The sequence below is a fragment of the Undibacterium sp. Jales W-56 genome (assembly GCF_025548535.1).
In the GTDB taxonomy this organism is placed as follows: domain Bacteria; phylum Pseudomonadota; class Gammaproteobacteria; order Burkholderiales; family Burkholderiaceae_D; genus Undibacterium.
Window position 1 is genome coordinate 30,198 of sequence record NZ_JAJLQW010000009.1, and the last position, 18,176, is coordinate 48,373.

General features: G+C 53.6%; 14 protein-coding genes. 5 read left to right on the plus strand and 9 right to left on the minus strand.

Features of this window, described 5'->3' with window-relative positions; all coding sequences use genetic code 11:
- Nucleotides 1–9: 9 nt before the first annotated feature.
- From pgi to edd, 3 genes are all read right to left on the minus strand, one after another.
- Nucleotides 10–1,644, minus strand: coding sequence for a glucose-6-phosphate isomerase (gene pgi / locus LPB67_RS18455; RefSeq protein WP_262838783.1), 1,635 nt, complete (start codon nt 1,642–1,644; stop codon nt 10–12).
- 153 nt (nt 1,645–1,797) lie between these two features.
- Complete coding sequence (gene eda, locus LPB67_RS18460; protein WP_262838784.1) at nt 1,798–2,436, minus strand: bifunctional 4-hydroxy-2-oxoglutarate aldolase/2-dehydro-3-deoxy-phosphogluconate aldolase; 639 nt, start codon at nt 2,434–2,436, stop codon at nt 1,798–1,800.
- A 36-nt stretch (nt 2,437–2,472) separates the two neighbouring features.
- Nucleotides 2,473–4,335 carry a phosphogluconate dehydratase gene (edd, locus tag LPB67_RS18465; protein ID WP_262838785.1) on the minus strand — a complete coding sequence of 621 codons (1,863 nt, stop codon included), beginning with the start codon at nt 4,333–4,335 and terminating at the stop codon, nt 2,473–2,475.
- Between the two features lie 264 nt (nt 4,336–4,599).
- On the opposite strand from edd, the gene zwf reads away from it, so the two are divergent.
- From zwf to LPB67_RS18485, 4 genes are all read left to right on the plus strand, one after another.
- Nucleotides 4,600–6,069, plus strand: a complete 1,470-nt coding sequence (zwf, locus tag LPB67_RS18470; protein WP_262838786.1) for a glucose-6-phosphate dehydrogenase — start codon at nt 4,600–4,602, stop codon at nt 6,067–6,069.
- Nucleotides 6,056–6,745, plus strand: a complete 690-nt coding sequence (gene pgl, locus LPB67_RS18475; RefSeq protein ID WP_262838787.1) for a 6-phosphogluconolactonase — start codon at nt 6,056–6,058, stop codon at nt 6,743–6,745. Before zwf ends, pgl begins: the two co-directional genes overlap by 14 nt.
- A gap of 22 nt (nt 6,746–6,767) precedes the next feature.
- Nucleotides 6,768–7,670, plus strand: a complete 903-nt coding sequence (locus LPB67_RS18480; RefSeq protein WP_262838788.1) for an SIS domain-containing protein — start codon at nt 6,768–6,770, stop codon at nt 7,668–7,670.
- Nucleotides 7,671–7,761: 91 nt separating this feature from the next.
- Nucleotides 7,762–8,700, plus strand: coding sequence for a DedA family protein/thiosulfate sulfurtransferase GlpE (locus tag LPB67_RS18485; protein ID WP_262838789.1), 939 nt, complete (start codon nt 7,762–7,764; stop codon nt 8,698–8,700).
- A gap of 118 nt (nt 8,701–8,818) precedes the next feature.
- Here the strand turns inward: LPB67_RS18485 and ribA are convergent, their stop codons facing one another.
- The 3 genes from ribA to pepN form a co-directional block, all read right to left on the minus strand.
- The gene (ribA, locus tag LPB67_RS18490; RefSeq protein WP_262838790.1) at nt 8,819–9,451 is read right to left on the minus strand and encodes a GTP cyclohydrolase II; all 633 of its coding nucleotides are present in this window, start codon (nt 9,449–9,451) and stop codon (nt 8,819–8,821) included.
- A gap of 384 nt (nt 9,452–9,835) precedes the next feature.
- The gene (locus tag LPB67_RS18495; RefSeq protein ID WP_262838791.1) at nt 9,836–10,837 is read right to left on the minus strand and encodes a class 1 fructose-bisphosphatase; all 1,002 of its coding nucleotides are present in this window, start codon (nt 10,835–10,837) and stop codon (nt 9,836–9,838) included.
- A gap of 54 nt (nt 10,838–10,891) precedes the next feature.
- Nucleotides 10,892–13,573, minus strand: a complete 2,682-nt coding sequence (pepN, locus tag LPB67_RS18500) for an aminopeptidase N (RefSeq protein WP_262838792.1) — start codon at nt 13,571–13,573, stop codon at nt 10,892–10,894.
- A gap of 381 nt (nt 13,574–13,954) precedes the next feature.
- On the opposite strand from pepN, the gene LPB67_RS18505 reads away from it, so the two are divergent.
- Nucleotides 13,955–14,623, plus strand: coding sequence for a DUF4136 domain-containing protein (locus LPB67_RS18505; RefSeq protein WP_262838793.1), 669 nt, complete (start codon nt 13,955–13,957; stop codon nt 14,621–14,623).
- A 66-nt stretch (nt 14,624–14,689) separates the two neighbouring features.
- Here the strand turns inward: LPB67_RS18505 and LPB67_RS18510 are convergent, their stop codons facing one another.
- The 3 genes from LPB67_RS18510 to LPB67_RS18520 all read right to left on the minus strand — a co-directional run bounded on the left by LPB67_RS18510 (nt 14,690) and on the right by LPB67_RS18520 (nt 18,152).
- Nucleotides 14,690–16,846 carry a DUF1631 domain-containing protein gene (locus tag LPB67_RS18510; RefSeq protein WP_262838794.1) on the minus strand — a complete coding sequence of 719 codons (2,157 nt, stop codon included), beginning with the start codon at nt 16,844–16,846 and terminating at the stop codon, nt 14,690–14,692.
- A gap of 100 nt (nt 16,847–16,946) precedes the next feature.
- On the minus strand, nt 16,947–17,093 hold the full coding sequence (locus tag LPB67_RS18515) for a hypothetical protein (RefSeq protein ID WP_262838795.1): 147 nt from the start codon (nt 17,091–17,093) through the stop codon (nt 16,947–16,949).
- A gap of 72 nt (nt 17,094–17,165) precedes the next feature.
- The gene (locus LPB67_RS18520; protein WP_262838797.1) at nt 17,166–18,152 is read right to left on the minus strand and encodes a quinone oxidoreductase family protein; all 987 of its coding nucleotides are present in this window, start codon (nt 18,150–18,152) and stop codon (nt 17,166–17,168) included.
- Nucleotides 18,153–18,176: the final 24 nt, after the last annotated feature.

The window sequence follows — 18,176 nt, forward strand, 5'->3', positions numbered from 1 at the left end:
GCTTATGGATTAAGCGGCCTTGCTCAATTTATCGCGCTTGCCAATCGCATTCAACAAACCGCGGGTCGAGCTATCGTAATCTTCTTTGACCGCAGACGGATCCAGACTGATCAGCTGTTGCGCCAGGGATTTACCCAGTTCTACGCCCCACTGGTCGAAAGCATTGATATCCCAGATTACGGATTGCACGAATACCTTGTGCTCGTACAACGCGATCAGCGCACCGAGCGAACGCGGCGTCAGCGAATCGAGCAGCAAGGTCGAGGTCGGGCGATTGCCTTCGAATACGCGCGGTGCCAGCATCTTCTCCGGCAGCTCACCTAATTCGGCGCGCACTTCCAGCATATCCTTGCCCCATGCCATCGCCTTGGATTGGGCAAAACAATTCGCCAGCAAGGCCTTATTATGACTTGGCAAACCCGCGTCGTCGTCGGCGACCACGATAAAATCGGTCGGGATAATCGTCGCGCCCTGATGCAGCAACTGGAAGTAGGCATGCTGCCCATTAGTGCCGGCTTCACCGAATAAAATCGGCGAGGTCGCGTAATCAACGCGCTGGCCTTCTCTGGTCACCGATTTGCCATTGCTCTCCATTTCGAGCTGCTGCAAATACGCCGGCAAGCGCGTCATGCGTTGATGATACGGCGCAATCGACAAGGCTTGCAGGCCGAGGAAATTGATATTCCAGATACCGATCAATGCCATCAATACCGGCAGATTCTGCTCCAGCGGCGCCTGGGCAAAATGCAGATCCATTTCATGCGCACCGGCCAGCATTTCCTCAAAACGATCGGCGCCGACATACAGCGCAATCGACAGGCCAATCGCACTCCACATCGAATAACGGCCGCCTGCCCAGTTCCAGAATGGGAACACGTTTTCTTCGGCAATCCCAAATTCGGCTGCCGCTTTGACATTGGTGCTCAGCGCCACAAAATGCTGGCGAATTTGCTCTGCCGGACAGCCATGCGCCAGCATCCATTCCCTTGCGGTGCGGGCGTTGGTCAGCGTCTCCATGGTGGTGAAGGTTTTGGAGGCGACCACGAACAGGGTAGTTTCGGGATCGGCGTTTTTCAGCGCATCGGCGACATGGCGGCCATCGACATTGGAGACGAAATGCAGGGACAGATTTTTTTGCGACCACGGTGCCAGGGCGATGCAGGCCATTTGCGGGCCGAGGTCGGAACCACCGATCCCGATATTCACGATCGTACGTATCGCCTTGCCGGTATAACCGAGCCAGCGCCCTTCGCGCACGGCATCGCTGAAGGTGCGCATTTGCGCCAATACCTGATGCACATCCGCCGCGATATTTTCGCCATTCAGATAAAACGACTCGCCTTTCGGCAAACGCAATACGGTGTGCAATACCGCACGGTTTTCGGTATGGTTAATCGCTTCGCCGCGCAACATCGCATCGCGCCGGCTCTCGACTTCTTGCTGCCTTGCCAGCGCCAGTAAATTCAGCTTGGCCGTGGTGTCAATCCTTTGTTTGGAATAATCCAGCAAGATGCCGCAAGCCGACGCAGAAAAATGCGTGAAACGTTGCGGATCGGCGCGGAATAACTCTTTCAAACCAGGCAGATTGGTGGCACGTTGCTGCAACAGACACCAGAGAGGGGTACGGGAAACGGAGGTAACCATGATCGAGCGCTTTAGGGTGACGGAGAGTGCAAAGAATTAAAAGACAAAGCAGGCAATAAGCGTTTTATAGGGAGTATCGTATATAAACCATCTAATCCGCATATGATGATTAGTGTTTTTAGATATTTAATACAATATACCCTACCAGTATGGCTACTTTCCTGCAGCCGCAGCCTGCGCCGCCAAGACACCGATGGCCTGCCAGTCACCCGCATTGATCAGCGCTGCCGGGCACATCCAGGAACCGCCGACGCACAGGATATTTTTTTGCTGCAGCAAACCTGGCGTTGCTTCCACCGTCACGCCGCCGGTCAGGCAAAAACGCACGTCAGGAAATGGGCCGCCCAAGGCTTTCGCCATCTTGGTGCTGCCGACGATATCGGACGGGAACAGTTTGACGACATCAAAACCATGCTCCAGCGCCAGCATCAGATCACTCGCGCCACCGACACCTGGGAAGTAAGGCAAACCCGATTCCGCCGCCGCTTTCGCCAGTGCAGGCGTAATGCCCGGACTGATCCCGAATGCAGCGCCCGCGTATTTGACGGCATCCAATTGCGCATACGTCAAAATCGTCCCGGCACCGACGGTGACGTCGGGGCAAGCCTGGACCACTTCGCGCAACACCGTCATTGCATTCGGCGTGCGCAGCGTGATCTCGACTGCCGGCAAACCGTTCTCGGCCAAGGTGGTGACGCAGCGAATCGCCTGATCCACATCGTCGGTCACCAGAATCGGCAATACGCGGATTTGTTCTAATTGCTGAATGATGCTTTGCTTGGTATGGATCATGATGGTCTCGCTCCCGCTATACAGTTAGATGGTGCTTTAATCGATAAACAAAGTGGATGCGCCGTGCTCAGGCGCAGTCACGACACGGCGCTGCGCGGCAAATAATTCACGGCCATAGTCAAAGGTTTCGCTGGTTGATGGCTGGCGTACGGCACGGCTCGTCCACTCGGCCTCATCGACCAGGGCGCGCAACTCGCCGGTATGGACATTCACCTCAATCAGGTCGCCGTCACGCACCTTGCCCAGCGGACCGCCTTGCGCCACTTCAGGACTGACATGCAAGGCTGCCGGCACTTTGCCGCTGGCACCGGACATCCGGCCATCGGTAACCAGGGCGACCTTATAACCTGCCGACATCAGGCTGCCGAGCACTGGCGTGAAGTGATGCAACTCCGGCATACCGTTCGCTTGCGGGCCCTGGAAAATCACCACGGCGACAAAATCCTTATTCAGTTCACCGGCTTTATATGCGCCAACCAGGGCGTCTTGCGACTCAAACACGATCGCTGGCGCACGCACTATCCAGGCGTCTTCCGGCACGGCCGAGGCTTTGACAATGGCACGCCCCAGATTGCCTTGCAACAGACGCAAGCCACCGGTCGCGGCAAAGGGTTCGGTGACATTGCGCACCACGTCTTTATTCGTAGAAACTGCTGGCGAAGCTTGCCACTGGACTTGATTGCCGTTAGCGCTCTCCACCAGAACCGGGCGATGGATATGACCCGCTAAACCTTGATTACCATAGACCGTTTTGACATCGGCATGCATCAAGCCGCCGGACAGTAATTCGCGGATCACGAAGGTCGGACCGCCGGCATCTTCGAACGCATTCACATCCGCGGTACCGTTAGGATAAATGCGTGTCAGCAGAGGAATCACTGAAGACAATTCATCAAAATCCTGCCAGTCGATCAGGATGCCTGCGGCACGCGCCACTGCGATCCAGTGGATCGTATGATTGGTCGAGCCGCCGGTTGCCAGCAAGGAGATCACGGCATTGACGATGGTTTTTTCATTCACCAGTTCGCCGATCGGCGTGTAGTTGCCGCTTTGCTCAGTCAATTGCAACACGCGCTCCACCGCAGCGTCGGTCAATACGTGGCGCAGCGGATCGGACGGGTGCACGAAAGCGGCGCCCGGCAAATGCAGGCCCATCGCCTCCAGCAGCATCTGGTTGCTATTCGCCGTGCCGTAGAAGGTACAGGTACCGGCGCTGTGATAGGCGGCGCTCTCGGCGGCCAGCAATTCTGCTTTCGTCGCTTTACCTTGCGCATAGCGTTCGCGCACTGCGGCTTTTTCTTTATTCGACAAACCGGAACCCATAGGGCCTGCCGGAATGAAGATCGTCGGCAGATGGCCGAAGGCCAGCGCACCGATCAATAAGCCCGGCACGATCTTGTCGCAAATTCCCAGGCACAAAGCCGCGTCAAACGCATCATGCGAGAGCGCTACCGCAGTCGCCTGGGCAATCACATCGCGCGAGAACAGCGACAATTCCATGCCAGGACGACCTTGCGTCACGCCATCGCACATTGCCGGCACCGCACCGGCCACCTGCGCGGTGCCGCCGAAGCGCAAAGCGGTCTGGCGAATTTGCTGCGGATAGGGTTCGTAGGGCTGATGTGCGGACAGCATGTCGTTATAGGCAGTGACGATACCGATGTTCGGTTTCTGCGCCTGATTCAGCCAGATTTTGCTGCCGCTATCCATCGCCGCATTGGCATGCGCCTGATTCGCACAGGATAGGCTGGCACGACGCGGACCGCGCCCGGCCATTTTTTGCACCCGCGCCAGATAGGCGCTGCGCAAGACCTTGCTGCGTTCAGCGATACGCTGGGTCACGCGGGCAACGACAGGATGAATTTCGGGTAATGCAAGTACGGAGTTGGATGTTGTCATGGCAGACTAGCCTCATGCTTTTTTCGGATACTATAAAGATAGCATAAAACTCAAATTTCTGTAACAAACTTTCATTTAATCAAATAATTTCATCAAATGTCGATAAAAAAGACAAGTTTATCGTAATGAAACTACATTTCTGATTGAATTCTGGCATAATCAAGAAAAATAAAAACATATTAAGTTCATACTAGTTGCTTGATAAGTGCTGCGCAATGAGTGCTTATCTCAATATTTCCAACCCAGAACAACCTTGGAGTCAGCATGACCACATTTGTATTGTTTGGCGGCACCGGCGATCTCGCCAAGCGCAAGATCATCCCTGCCCTGTATAGCGCTTTTGTGAACGGACGTTTAGATGCTGACTTTCAATTTATCGGTGCCGCACGCGAAGCCCTGTCCGACGAAGACTTCCGCAGCCGCGTCGCCGCCAGCATAGAATCGTATGGCGCCAAGAGTGCTGACAAAGACGCCGGTCACAGCGAAAAAACCGCAGCCTTCCTGACTCTCACGCATTACTCCAAAATCGATGCGCGTGAAGCCGGCGATTTTGATGCCCTCAAAAAACAGATCAAGACCAGCGACGCCAATGCGACGCTGTTCTATCTGGCGACCGGCCCCGACCTGTTCGTGCCTATCGTAGAGCAACTCTCCAAACACGGCCTGGTCGCAGGCAATGCCCGCGTCGTGCTGGAAAAACCTTTGGGACGCGACGCCCAATCGGCCAAAGAAATCAATGCCTCACTACGCAGCTATCTGCGCGAAAACCAGATTTATCGTATTGATCATTATCTCGGTAAAGAGATGGTGCAAAACCTGCTGGCATTGCGCTTTGCGAACGCCTTCCTCGAACCTTTGTGGAATCGCAAATCGATCCAGGATGTACAGATTTCGATCTCGGAGCAAGTCGGCGTCGAATCACGCGGCGATTTCTACGACCGCACCGGCGCCTTGCGTGACATGGTGCAAAACCATTTGCTGCAACTGGTCTCCATCGTTGCGATGGAGCCGCCGGTCAATGCCAATCCCGATGCGATTCGCGATGAAAAAGTCAAAGTGCTGCGCGCCCTGCGTAAATTTACCCCGGAAGATATCAGCAAAAAAACCGTGCGCGGCCAGTATCGCGCCGGTGCGGTCGACGGCCAGCCGGTGATTTCGTATCAGGCCGAACCCGGCGTGCCACCTGCATCGCGTACCGAAACCTTCGTTGCGATCAAGGCGGAAATCGATAACTGGCGCTGGGCCGGCGTACCGTTTTATCTACGCACCGGCAAGCGCATGGCGAGCCGCAGCGCCGAGATCACGATTAATTTCAAGCCGATTCCGTATTCGATTTTTGGCAGCGCGCAAAGCAATTTGCGCTCGAATCGCCTGGTGATTTCTTTGCAGCCGGAAGAGAGCGTGCAACTGTTCTTGAAGGCCAAAGAGCCGGGTGAAGGCATCCGCTTATCCGATGTCGCGCTGAATCTGGATTTTGCCGAAGCCTCGAATTCGCGTCGGGTTGAATCGTATGAGCGCCTGTTGCTCGACGCGATGCATGGCGACCTAACCTTGTTTGTGCGTGATGATGAACTCAGTGCAGCATGGGCATGGATCGATCCGATCATGACTGCATGGCAGAACGATAGCGAAGGTTTGAAATCGTATATTGCCGGTAGCTGGGGGCCTTCGGCTTCGAGTTATTTGCTGGCGCAAAACGGTGCTGCCTGGGGTGAAGAATATGTTGAGGGCTGACAGCATAGTATTGCATAGCTTCGCGAATTTCGCCGAACTCAGCGAAGCGCTAACGGCGGAATGGCTGGACATCATCGATACCGCAGCAGCGGCGCGGCTTCCAGCCTGTTTTGCCCTTGCAGGCGGCTCCACGCCTGCGCCTATATATCGTCGCCTCGATCAATTGTTGTCGGATCGCGACAGCAGTAACGTGAAACTGGTGGCGACCGACGAGCGCTGGGTGGATGATGCGGATGCGCAAAGCAATGAAGGTCTATTCAAGCAAAGCATGGCGCAATCGTATGGCAAGCAATGGAAATTAATCTCGCTGAAAAATGCAGCGCGCACGCCGGAGGTGGCGACGGAAGCCATCAGCCATCGTCTAGCCGAGCAAATTCCGCAGGCATTCAGCGCGGTATTATTGGGCATGGGGACGGACGGACATATCGCCTCGCTGTTCCCGAATGCGCCGACGCGGCATGATGATCTGGCCTGCCTGGCAGCCCTGCATCCGCAAACCCGCCAAAGCCGTATGTCGCTGTCGTTACCGCGCCTGCTGAATACCGATCGTATCTGGCTGGTGATCAGCGGCGCGGAAAAGCGGCGCGTGCTGGAAAATGCAGCGGCCGGCCATCTGCCAATCGCTGCCCTGCTGAACGAAGCGCATTGTGATGTTGATGTATTTTGGTGTCCGTAAAATAACTTCCTATAAAAATTCCATGCCAAACTCCGTATCCCGTCTTCTCGATCCCAAGCCGATTCCATCTGAAAAAGGTTTGCTGGCGCGCATACGCACCGCCAGTACGGCGCTGAGCCGTGCCGAGCGGCAGGTCGCGGAGTTTCTACTGCAAAAGCCGCATGATGCACTGGAGATGTCGATCCGGGTGTTGGCGCAGGCTTGCAATGTCAGCGAACCGACGGTTGCGCGCTTTTCGCAGTCGATGGGTTTTGACGGCTTTAAAACCTTCAAACTGGCATTTGCCAAGAGCCTGGCGACCGGCATCCCGTTTTTGCACCTCGATGTGAATCAAGCCGATTCGGTACGCGATGTGCTGCCGAAAGTGTTTGACCGCACCATTGCTGCATTGATGGAAGCGCGCAATTCCGCCAACACCGCGAGCTTTGAAGCCGCAGTCAATCTGCTGTCGCGGGCCCGCCGCATAGAATGCTATGGCCTCGGTTATTCGGGCGCATTGGCGATTGATGCGCAGTTAAAATTTTTCCGTTTCGGGATTCCGACCACGGTATTTTGCGATGCGCATTTGCAAGCGCAATCGGCATCCCTGCTGAACAGCGATTGCGTGGTGGTCGCCTTCTCGCGCACCGGTCGCACCCGCGACATGATCCGCAGCGTGCAACTCGCCAAAGGTGCAGGGGCCAAAGTGCTGGTGCTATGCGCCAGCGGCGGTCCACTGGCCGAACTCGCCGATGTGCATCTGAGCGTGGATGTTGAAGAAGATCCCGATATCTACACGCCGATGACCTCGCGCCTCGCGCATCTGACCTACATCGATGCGCTGGCAGTGGCGGTCACGCTGCAACGCGGCCCTGCGGCGATCGATATGCTGGAGCGCGCCAAGGCCAGCATCAGTGAAAAACGGCTGGACTCGAAAATAGAGTAAGCCCCCGAAGACCTCCCCGCATCGCAAAACCCAGATCGTCATACAATGACGGCTTACGTCCATTTTAGCGGCAAGGCCAGCTCCGACCATGATGCAAACCCTGATACAACTCGCCCATCAATACGGCCTGATCATCGTCTTCAGCAATGTCTTGCTGATGCAACTGGGGTTGCCGATTCCGACCGTCCCGACGCTGATCGTATCCGGCACGCTGGCAGCGGATGGCCATGTTTCTTTAGCTGCCTTGCTGGCGGTGACAGTGCTGGCAAGCCTGATTGGCGACACGGTCTGGTATCTGATCGGACAGCGCCATGGTTTGCGGGTGATGACATTTTTATGCCGCCTGTCCTTGTCGCCCGATTCCTGCGTGCGCCAGACCGAGACGCGTTTTGAGCGCTGGGGACTGACCACGCTCCTGGTCGCAAAGTTTATTCCCGGCTTGTCCCTGATCGTTGCCCCTATGGCCGGCGCATTGCGATTACCGCGAACGGCATTCTTGTTGTTTGATACGGCCGGTATCTTTTTATGGGCGAGTCTGGCCATCGGGTTTGGCTGGTTATTTCATCCTGATATCGAGCTGATCAGCCGGAAATTGATGGCAATGGGTAACGGTGCGCTGGTCATCATCGGTGCCGCATTGATGATCTACATCGGCTACAAATGGTGGCAGCGCCGGCGCTTTCAAAAAATCCTGGCGATCGCCCGCATCAGCGTCAATGAACTGGTCGACCTGATGGATTCCGGCAACGCGCCGGTGATCGTCGATATACGCTCGCCATCGGTGCGTAGTCTGGATGCCCGCCACATTCCTGGGGCAAAAATGATTTCACTCAATGAATGGCAGGCGCTGATACCGCATGTACAGCCGGACAGCGATATTGTGGTGTATTGCAATTGCCCGAATGAAGCCTCGGCCGCGCAAATGGCGAAGCTGCTGATGGGGCGCGGCTACAAGCGTGCACGCCCATTGCTGGGCGGATTAGATGCCTGGGTCGAAGCGGGACACGAAATCCACACTTATCCATCCTGATATTTTCTGGCTACACAAAATGCATCGGGGGCTTGAGCTGCGATCAGCTCAAGCCCCCCTGACTTATTGTGAATCTTATTGTCGATTTTTTATTGTCGACTCAAGACCAGCGAGAAAATCACAATTCAGGCTGGATCAGGTGGCCCAGCTTGGTCGCCTTGGTGCTCAGATAGCGCTCATTGTGCGGATTGCGCCGGATGATCAGCGGGATATGCTCTTTCACCGTGATTTTCAGGCCTTCCATCGCCGCGATTTTGCGCGGATTATTCGTCATCAGTTTGAGCGAACTAATTCCCAGGTGTTTCAGCATGGGATCGCACAAACTGTAATTGCGCAGATCAGCCGCAAAGCCGAGTTGCTGATTCGCTTCAACGGTATCCGCTCCCTGATCCTGCAGATGGTAAGCGCGAACCTTGTTCAGCAAACCGATACCGCGCCCTTCCTGGCGCAGGTACAGCAGGACGCCGCGACCTTCTTGCGCAATTTTCTGCAATGCCATTTCGAGTTGCGGCCCGCAATCGCAGCGCAGGCTGAACAAAGCATCGCCGGTCAGGCATTCGGAATGAATGCGTGCCAGCACCGGCTCGCCATTGGCAACATCGCCCAGCGTCAAGGCGATATGTTCCTTGCCGGTATCCGGCTCCACAAACGCATGCATCTGAAAAGTTGCCCAGGTGGTCGGCAAATTACAGGAGGTCACGTACTCTAATGCCTGATCAGGACGACTCACAGGCGCATCATTGCTAGGCATATATTTCTCACGAATTATTCTTAAGACCGCAACACCATCGACTTCAGTAAAGTTTGATTGTGCCGCTACATCATACCGCTACGGCGCTGCTACTCCGGTCTGGATTGCAGGAAAACGAAAACATCACTTCCTGACTTCAACATTTGCTTTATTACTATTTTTTGTAAGGATGGCGATCAACCGCGTTAGCAAGAGTATAAACGACAGCGGACTTTTGCATTCTGCTCGCGCACCAGCTATAGAGTTTTTCATCCAAATTGGTCTGTCTACCATCTGCATACTTGCACGCTTACTTGTAAGATATATGGGCAAACCTCGGATTTCCAAGCATCAATAAAAAAACCCACGACTTTCGTGGGTTTTTAGCGAAGAATTGAAGATCCATTATTCCTGATGATAACGGGTCACCAGCTCAACTTCATTTTTGGAGCCGAGGAATACCGGCACCCGCTGATGCAATTTTGTTGGCTGGATATCCAGCATACGCTGCCTGCCGTCGGTCGATGCGCCGCCCGCCTGTTCTACGATGAAGGACATGGGATTCGCCTCATACATCAGGCGCAGCTTGCCCGGCTTGTCCGGTTCACGCGCATCGGCTGGATACATGAAGATGCCGCCGCGATTCAAAATACGATGAACGTCCGCCACCATCGATGCGATCCAGCGCATATTGAAGTCCTTGCCACGCGGGCCGGTAACGCCTGCCTGCATTTCATTGACATAACGCGTGACTGGCGGCTGCCAGTGGCGGGCGTTCGATGCATTGATCGCATATTCCTTGGTATCAGGCGGAATCTGCATATTGCGCTGGGTCAGTACCCAGGAGCCCATCTCGCGGTCCAACGTGAAGCAATTCACACCGTTGCCGGTGGTCAGCACCAGTACCGTTTGCGGGCCGTACACCGCATAACCTGCGGCAACTTGTTTGTTACCGGCTTGCATGAAGTCTTTTTCAGTCGGTGTCGCCATGCCGTCCGGCGCTTTGAGCACCGAGAAAATCGTGCCGATCGAGACGTTCACATCGATGTTGCTGGAACCATCGAGTGGATCGAACAGCAGCATGTATTCGCCCATAGGATAGCGATTCGGGATCGGATGGATGCTTTCCATTTCTTCCGATGCCATCGCAGCCAGATGACCGCCCCATTCATTCGCTTCGAGCAGGATTTCATTCGACAGGATGTCGAGCTTCTTTTGTACTTCACCCTGAATATTCTCAGTGCTTGCGGTTCCCAGGACTTCCCCCAAAGCACCCTTGCCGACGGCATGGCTAATGGTCTTGCAGGCACGCGCAACGACTTCGATCAATAAGCGCAATTCGGCAGGGATAGAATTGTTCAGGCGTTGTTCTTCCACCAGATATTGCGTGAGACTGACACGTTTCATGAGTTTCCTTGTTTAACCCGGCCCTGTAGCGAGAGCCGGGGTGGTTCATCAATATTAAGAAGCTAAAGCCTTGCTGACCACTTCCAATACATCTTTGGACAGATTTTTGGTATCGGCGACTTTTTGCAGCGCGACTTTCATATGGGCTTGTAAATTCTTTGGATATTTTTTCCATCGATCCATGCTGCGCGCCAGACGGGCGGCCACTTGCGGATTGATCTTGTTCAAGGCAATCACCAGCTCCGCCCACAAGACGTAACCGCTGCCGTCCGTCGCGTGGAAGCGCGCTGGATTGGCGTTGCAGAAGCTGAACACCAGGCTGCGCGCACGGTTAGGATTGCTCAGGGTAAAAGCCGGATGCTTCATCAATTCACGTACTTTGGCGACATCGGTAGTGCGTGCAGTGCCTTGCAGCATGAACCATTTATCGATGACCAGCGCTTCTTTTTTGAAGTCTTTATAAAACTGATGCAGCGCCTGTGCAGCGGCTTTGGTGTTTTTGGCGGAACCCGAAAAATTCGTCAGCGCAGTCAAGGCTGCCAAACGATCGGTCATGTTTTCCGCTTCGGCGAACTGGGTCCTGGCCAGATCAAAAGTCGCGTCGTCCGGCCATTCCAACAGGTAGGACAGCGACAAATTCTTGAGTCCGCGTTTGGCCGCAGATACCGCGTCCGGGCTGTATTTACCCGGCGTCAGATTCTCTTCGTAGGCGGTCAGGAAATCGGCTTTCAGATGTTGCGTCAGGCTAGCGCGCATGAACTTTCTGGCCTCATGGATGGCTTGCGGATCGACTACGCTAAATTCTTCGGCAATCATCGCTTCCGAAGGCAGGGTCAGTACCAGTTCGCGGAAAGCCGGATCCAGCGTTTTGTCGTTCAAGGTTTTACGCAAGGCATTCACGAACATCGCATCCAATTCCAGGGGTTCGGATTGTTGCACCGCTTTGGTCAGTTTAACCAGGCGACGCGTCGCCAGACGCTGCCCTGCTTCCCAGCGATTGAATGGATCGCTGTCGTGTGCCAGCAAGTGGCCGAGTTGTTCATCGCTGTAATTGATTTCCAGAACGACCGGCGCGGAGAAATTGCGCAAGATCGATGGCGTCGGTTGCTCGGCAATACCAGTGAAGCGGAAGCTCTGGCTCGGCTTGGTCAACTCCAATACCAAGGTCGTAGCTGCACCGTCGGTTGGCATTGCGCCGTCCAGCACCAAAGGCAAATCCTGACCGGACTTATCCAGCAAGCCGACAGCGACGGGAATATGGAAAGGGAGTTTTTTCGCCTGACCGGCAGTAGGCAGGCTTGATTGCGTCAAGGTAATTTCATACGTCTTGGCCTCTGCATCAAACTTGCTTTCGACCTTGACCCGCGGCGTACCGGACTGGCTGTACCAACGCTCGAATTGCGTCAGATCACGGCCGGATGAATCGGCCATCGCGGCGCGGAAATCATCGCATTCCACCGCTTGTCCATCGTGACGTTCAAAATATAAATCCATCCCTTTACGGAAGCCCTCATGCCCCAGCAAGGTGTAATACATGCGCACGACTTCTGCGCCTTTTTCATAAATCGTAACGGTATAAAAATTATTGATTTCTACAAAAGAATCTGGCCGCACCGGATGCGCCATCGGGCCTGCGTCTTCGGAGAACTGGACTTGACGCAGCAAGCGCACATCTTCAATACGCTTTACCGCGCGGCCGGTAGCCGTACCGACCAGATCGGCAGAGAATTCCTGGTCGCGGAATACCGTCAAACCTTCTTTCAAAGATAGCTGAAACCAGTCGCGGCAAGTCACGCGATTACCGGTCCAGTTATGAAAATATTCGTGGCCGACCACCGATTCAATGCCGGCGTAATCGACGTCGGTAGCAATGCGCGGATTCGCTAAGACAAACTTGGTATTGAAAATATTCAAGCCCTTGTTTTCCATCGCGCCCATATTGAAATCGCCGGTCGCGACGATCATGAAGCGATCCAGATCCAGCTCCAGGCCAAAGCGCTCTTCATCCCAGCGTATGCTGTTTTTCAGGGAGTCCATGGCATGCTGGGTTTTGTCCAGATTGCCGTCCTCGACCCAGACTTGCAACAAGGCTTTACGGCCGGATTTGAGCTTGAATTTTTCTTCCTGACAAACCAGTTTGCCAGCAACCAGGGCGAACAGATACGATGGTTTCTTGAAAGGGTCTTCCCACTTCGCGTAGTGGCGGCCGTCGCCCAGATCCCCCTCTTCAATCAGATTGCCGTTGGACAGCAAGACTGGGTATTTCTTTTTGTCGGCGCGCAGCATCACGGTGTATTTCGCCATGACATCGGGGCGATCCGGGAACCAGGTGATCTTACGAAAACCTTCGGCTTCGCATTGGGTGATGAAATTGTGATTCGAGGTGTACAAACCGGATAAGGAGGTATTCTTGACCGGCTTGATCAGCGTTTCAATCTCCAGCGTTACCTGATCGGGCGCATTCGCAATGCGCAATATCTCGCCTTCGATTTTGTAGGCGGATTTTTTCAGGTTGACACCGTTCATGCGCAGTTGCAGCAACTTCAGTGACTCCCCGAACAGCACGATCTCTTTTTCGCTACTCTCGTGATTGCGCCGCATCACCATTCTGGTGGCGACATGCGTGGCATCCGGGTCGAGATCAAAACCCATTTCAACGGTATCTACCCAATAACCCGGAGCGATGTAATCTTTGCGGAAGATAGTGACAGGTGTATCAGCAGTGTCTGTGCGCATGAGTTCGAATGCCTTGTAAAAATAAAAGCGAAAAAGGGAGCACTATTCAACATAGGGCAAAGGCTACTATTTTACCAAGCTGTACAGTAAGTCTTCACCTGCTTTGCGCATTACCATAGAAAATTCGGTAAAAATTCAGAATAAACCGATTGTTTGGCACCTACTGCTACCGAATTTGATTTGCATCGAAAATTTTCGTCAATGCCTTAGCTGGCCCTGGTGCGGCAAGGCAGATCGCAGAAGCCGAACAGAGACGCGCAAAGATGCAAGGCCGGGCGGGTGGTTTTGCGGATAAACGGAGTTTAAAGGCGTGACAAAACGTAACGAAGAGAACTTACTCCGCCCCACATCATCTACAATAAAAAGGAGAGGAGATTTGCCATGAAAATCACACATCGTTATTGTTATGCAATATTCTTATTCTGTTACGGACTATTACTCAGTGGATGCGCGACGACGGTCGGTAGCCGCGTCAGCGTGTTTCACGAATGGCCGGCGGAGTTGAAAAATAAGAGCTTTGTCGTGGACAAATCCGAGCAACAACAAAACAGCCCCGAATTCAAGGCCTACGAATTGCTATTGCGCGAAAAGCTGAAAGGTATTGGCCTGCTTGAAGCGGATACCGCGAATCAAGCGCATGCTGCGCTCTCAGTAAGCATGCACTACGCCAGCAACCTGAGCGAAATCCAATTGTCATCGCCCTGGAATTTGGCGCTATATGATCCATTCTGGCGTTTGCATTTCAACCGGGGTTGGCTGCCTCACAGTTATTTTTATCGCCGCCCATACTTTTACTACCCGTATTACAGCATTGCGCCAGACAGCATGTTCTTATCGGACATCAGTGTGCGGCGCTATTTTCTGCATCAGCTGGAAGTCACTATCGCAGACAAAGCCAGCGGTAAAAAACTCACTGAAATCAAAGCCAGCACGGAGCAATTAAACCCTGAAATCCATACGTATATGCATTACCTGATGGACAGCGCCTTTTTGAATTTCCCCGGCACCAGCGGCACAACAGTCGATGTTGAACTGCCCCTGGAAAAGTAAATTGTCAGTAAAAAAGCGACTCAAAAATCGAGTCGCTTTTTATTGACCATACCCAAGAATAAAGCATCAGGCTGGCGGATCCCTCAATGCTTCCAGCAAGGCGCGATCGACCACTGAATCGGCAAGAATCTGCACTGCCTCTCCTGTACGGAATTTATTCGCCAGTTCTTCGCTGGAAATCGAAAACGAATCATGTCCTTGACGGTTCGTAAAAATATAGCGGGTGCGTTTAGGGCTGACCCAGGCGAGCTTAAAGCGCGCCGTAGAATCATTGTTGCGTGCAAAATCAATCCAGACGCCACGCGCCAGGGTTTCCAGCATCAGCGTCCATTCATCTTCGGGCTGATCTATCTGGTCCTGCACATGCCGGTTCAGGCGCCGTTCGCTCGCGCGTTGGGCGATATTCACGGCGATTTCTAATTGCCGGCGCGGCGAGAATTCCAGCGGTGCGCGTGCAATCGCAGCGTGGCGCTCGGCGAGTTTGGAGAAGAAAATAACCCGGTCCGGCTCATCCCATTTAATCGCATTCAACCAGGCATTCAGCAAGGTCAGCATGGCAGGCAATTTGCTGACTAACTCCTTGCGTTCTTCGGCGCTGTTTTTCGGCTTCAGGCTCCAGATCAGGTCGTCCATGGTCTTCAGCGCATTTTCCAAGGCATTCGGCTTTTGATCCTTGACGCTATGCGCAATCGTCAGAATACGTATCCAATGCTCTTGCAAAAAAGTTTCCAGGAAACCCGCAACTTCGCCCGTCTCCACCCGCAACGATACGTCGTTCTCGGCGAATTCGCGCGCCAGCCGCATCTTCTCTTGCTTGAGCGCCTCTGCCACCGGCTGAACTATCGCCTCGTCGGTCTTTTGCTCTTCTTCCTTAAGGAAGTTTTCCAGGTCGGAGACCACATCGGAGAACAGATCAATCTGCTGATCAAATTCTTGCTGAACCCGCTCAACTATCCCCTCTATCATCTGATACAGAGGATCCTCGCTACTGCTGTCCGTATTCAGCAATACGCTGGACTTGGCCAAGGTGTCGATCAGGACCCGCGCAGGATGCGTGTCCTTGAAAAAGAAGTCCTTATCCATCAAGGCAACTTTAAGCGTCGGAATCTGTAACTGACCGATCAAGCCTTTAATATCGGCAGGAATACTAGGATCGTTAAAGACAAAATCAAAAATCCGCGCCAACAGTTCTATCGTATTTTGATCGATATGCGTCAGATTATCGGTCGGTGCCTGCTGCGATAATTGACGCAGCGGAGAGGCGCTCATACCGCCGGCGATCGAGCCCAAATTGTCATTTCTTTGTATGCTGGTCAGGTAATCAAAGAACTGCCGGTCTATCGTGACGGTATCGGCTTTTTCGCCGTAATTACCGGCGTTGCTCTGATTACCGGTCCACTCCAGCGTATGATCTTTGCCTGTTGCTTCCGCATTCACGGGCTGGCCGGAAAATATATTCCTGAGCTTGTTATGCAAATACGGGTCGCGATCAGCGATATCGTCCGAGCGTGTCGTCTCGTTTTTTCGCTGATTTTTTTTATACGAGTCGGTAATGTCAGGCAGGATGCCGCGGGCGATCAGGGCATCGTTAACTTCTGTCAGAATCGGCTGCAATTGCAAGAAAAGCTGGGGTTGCATCAAGCGCAACACCAGATGATGCGATTCTGGCGCGGTGTCGAACTCCATCCAGGCCTGATACACCGCATGCACAAATACTTCCGGTCGAAACGGATTCTGCGATACGCTGATCGGTGTGCGGCGCAGCACATGGCCAATGCGTATATTCAGCGCGACCAATTGTTCGGCATTGCTGACTTCCAACGCCTGGCACAGATTGCGCATCAAGACCTTGCTTTCCATTTCCTCAAAAGTCACCAGGGAAAAATCCTGCTTTTCCTCATCCTTCTTCGACTTTTTACGGGTATTAACGGTGCTGACCTCTTTTGCCAGGGCCGCATTGATCTGGCCCGCCACCAGGCGATAAAAGCTCGTGCCATTTCTCTTCAGTAACTGATACGACTGGAAGCTGGTGCTGGCCTCTTCCGGGCGCACCGTCTGATCGGAGATTTTGAACAGCGCTTCGCTCAGGCGCGTAGAAAATGCCTCAAGCTGGGATGACACCCGATTGGTCGCAACCGGCACCAGGCTTTGTAAAATCAGCAGCCTGCTTGAGCTGGAAAACTCACTTTTTTTTGTTGTGTTGTGAAGTGGGATAGTGTCCATCGCGTAGGTCCGTTAACGGTTTCAACCTTTATTGCAAGCATTTTGCAACCATTCACTGAGGGAAATGTACCTTTTACGTTTTTATTTGAATTACCCTCATTTAATTCGAGTAAATCGCTTCTGAGACAAAAGTAATGAGAACGATCAACATCACAGCTAGCACCAGCACCATCAATAAACGCCCGAATTTAGGACTGCCGTCGGATGGCGGGGGGATTTTCTGCTCTTGTTGCTCTGGCGCACTCATAGTATCTCGTCAGTAATCTCTCAGATTCAGGATGTTAACAGACGCGGGCCGATATGGTGGATAAGTATTGCGTTATGGAATCAGGATAGACGAACCTGTTGTTTTTCGCGCTTCCAGATCGCGATGCGCCTGCGCTGCCTCACTCAGGGCGTAACGTTGTCGTATATCAATACTTACTTTACCACTCTCGACCATGGCAAATAAATGGGCAGCCATTTGCTCCAGATCGGCGCGCTTCGCAGTGTAATTCATCAAGCTTGGACGGGTAATAAATAGCGAGCCACGCGATGCCAGTTCTTGCAAGCCAAACGCCGGAACCGGTCCCGAAGCACTGCCAAAACTGACCATCATGCCCAGCGGCGACAGACAATCGAGCGAGCCGGTAAACGTATCTTTGCCGATCGAGTCGTACACCACAGGCACACCCTTGCCTTCGGTAATTTCTTTGACGCGTTCAACAAAATTCTCTTTGTTGTAGTTAATCACATGCGTACAACCGTGGGTTTTTGCCAGTTCGCCTTTTTCATCTGAACCGACGGTACCGATCATTTTAACGCCGATGGCGCGTGCCCATTGACAGGCAATCAAGCCGACGCCGCCCGCCGCCGCATGGAATAAAATCGTCTCGCCGCCTTTGAGCGGGAAAGTCCGGTGAAATAAATACTGCACCGTCAGCCCTTGCAGCATCATGCCTGCCGCGGTCTCGAAATCGATGCTGTCCGGTAGTCGCACCAGGTTATCCGCCGGCATCACGCGCGCCTCAGCATAAGCGCCGTTCGGACGACCTGCGTACGCGACGCGGTCACCGGGCTTGACATGGGTCACCCCGTCGCCGACCGCTTCTACCACGCCGGACGCTTCCATCCCCAGGCCGGCAGGCAAAGGCTGGGGATATAAACCAGTACGGAAATACACGTCGATAAAATTCAGACCACAAGCGGCATGCCGCACCAATGCCTCGCCGGAACCGGGTTGCCCCAGCGGCACATCAACAAACTCCATGACTTCCGGACCGCCGGTTTGTTGAATTCGGATTGCTTTTGTTGTAGATGTGGTCATGGTCTCTTCCATTGATTTAGGTGA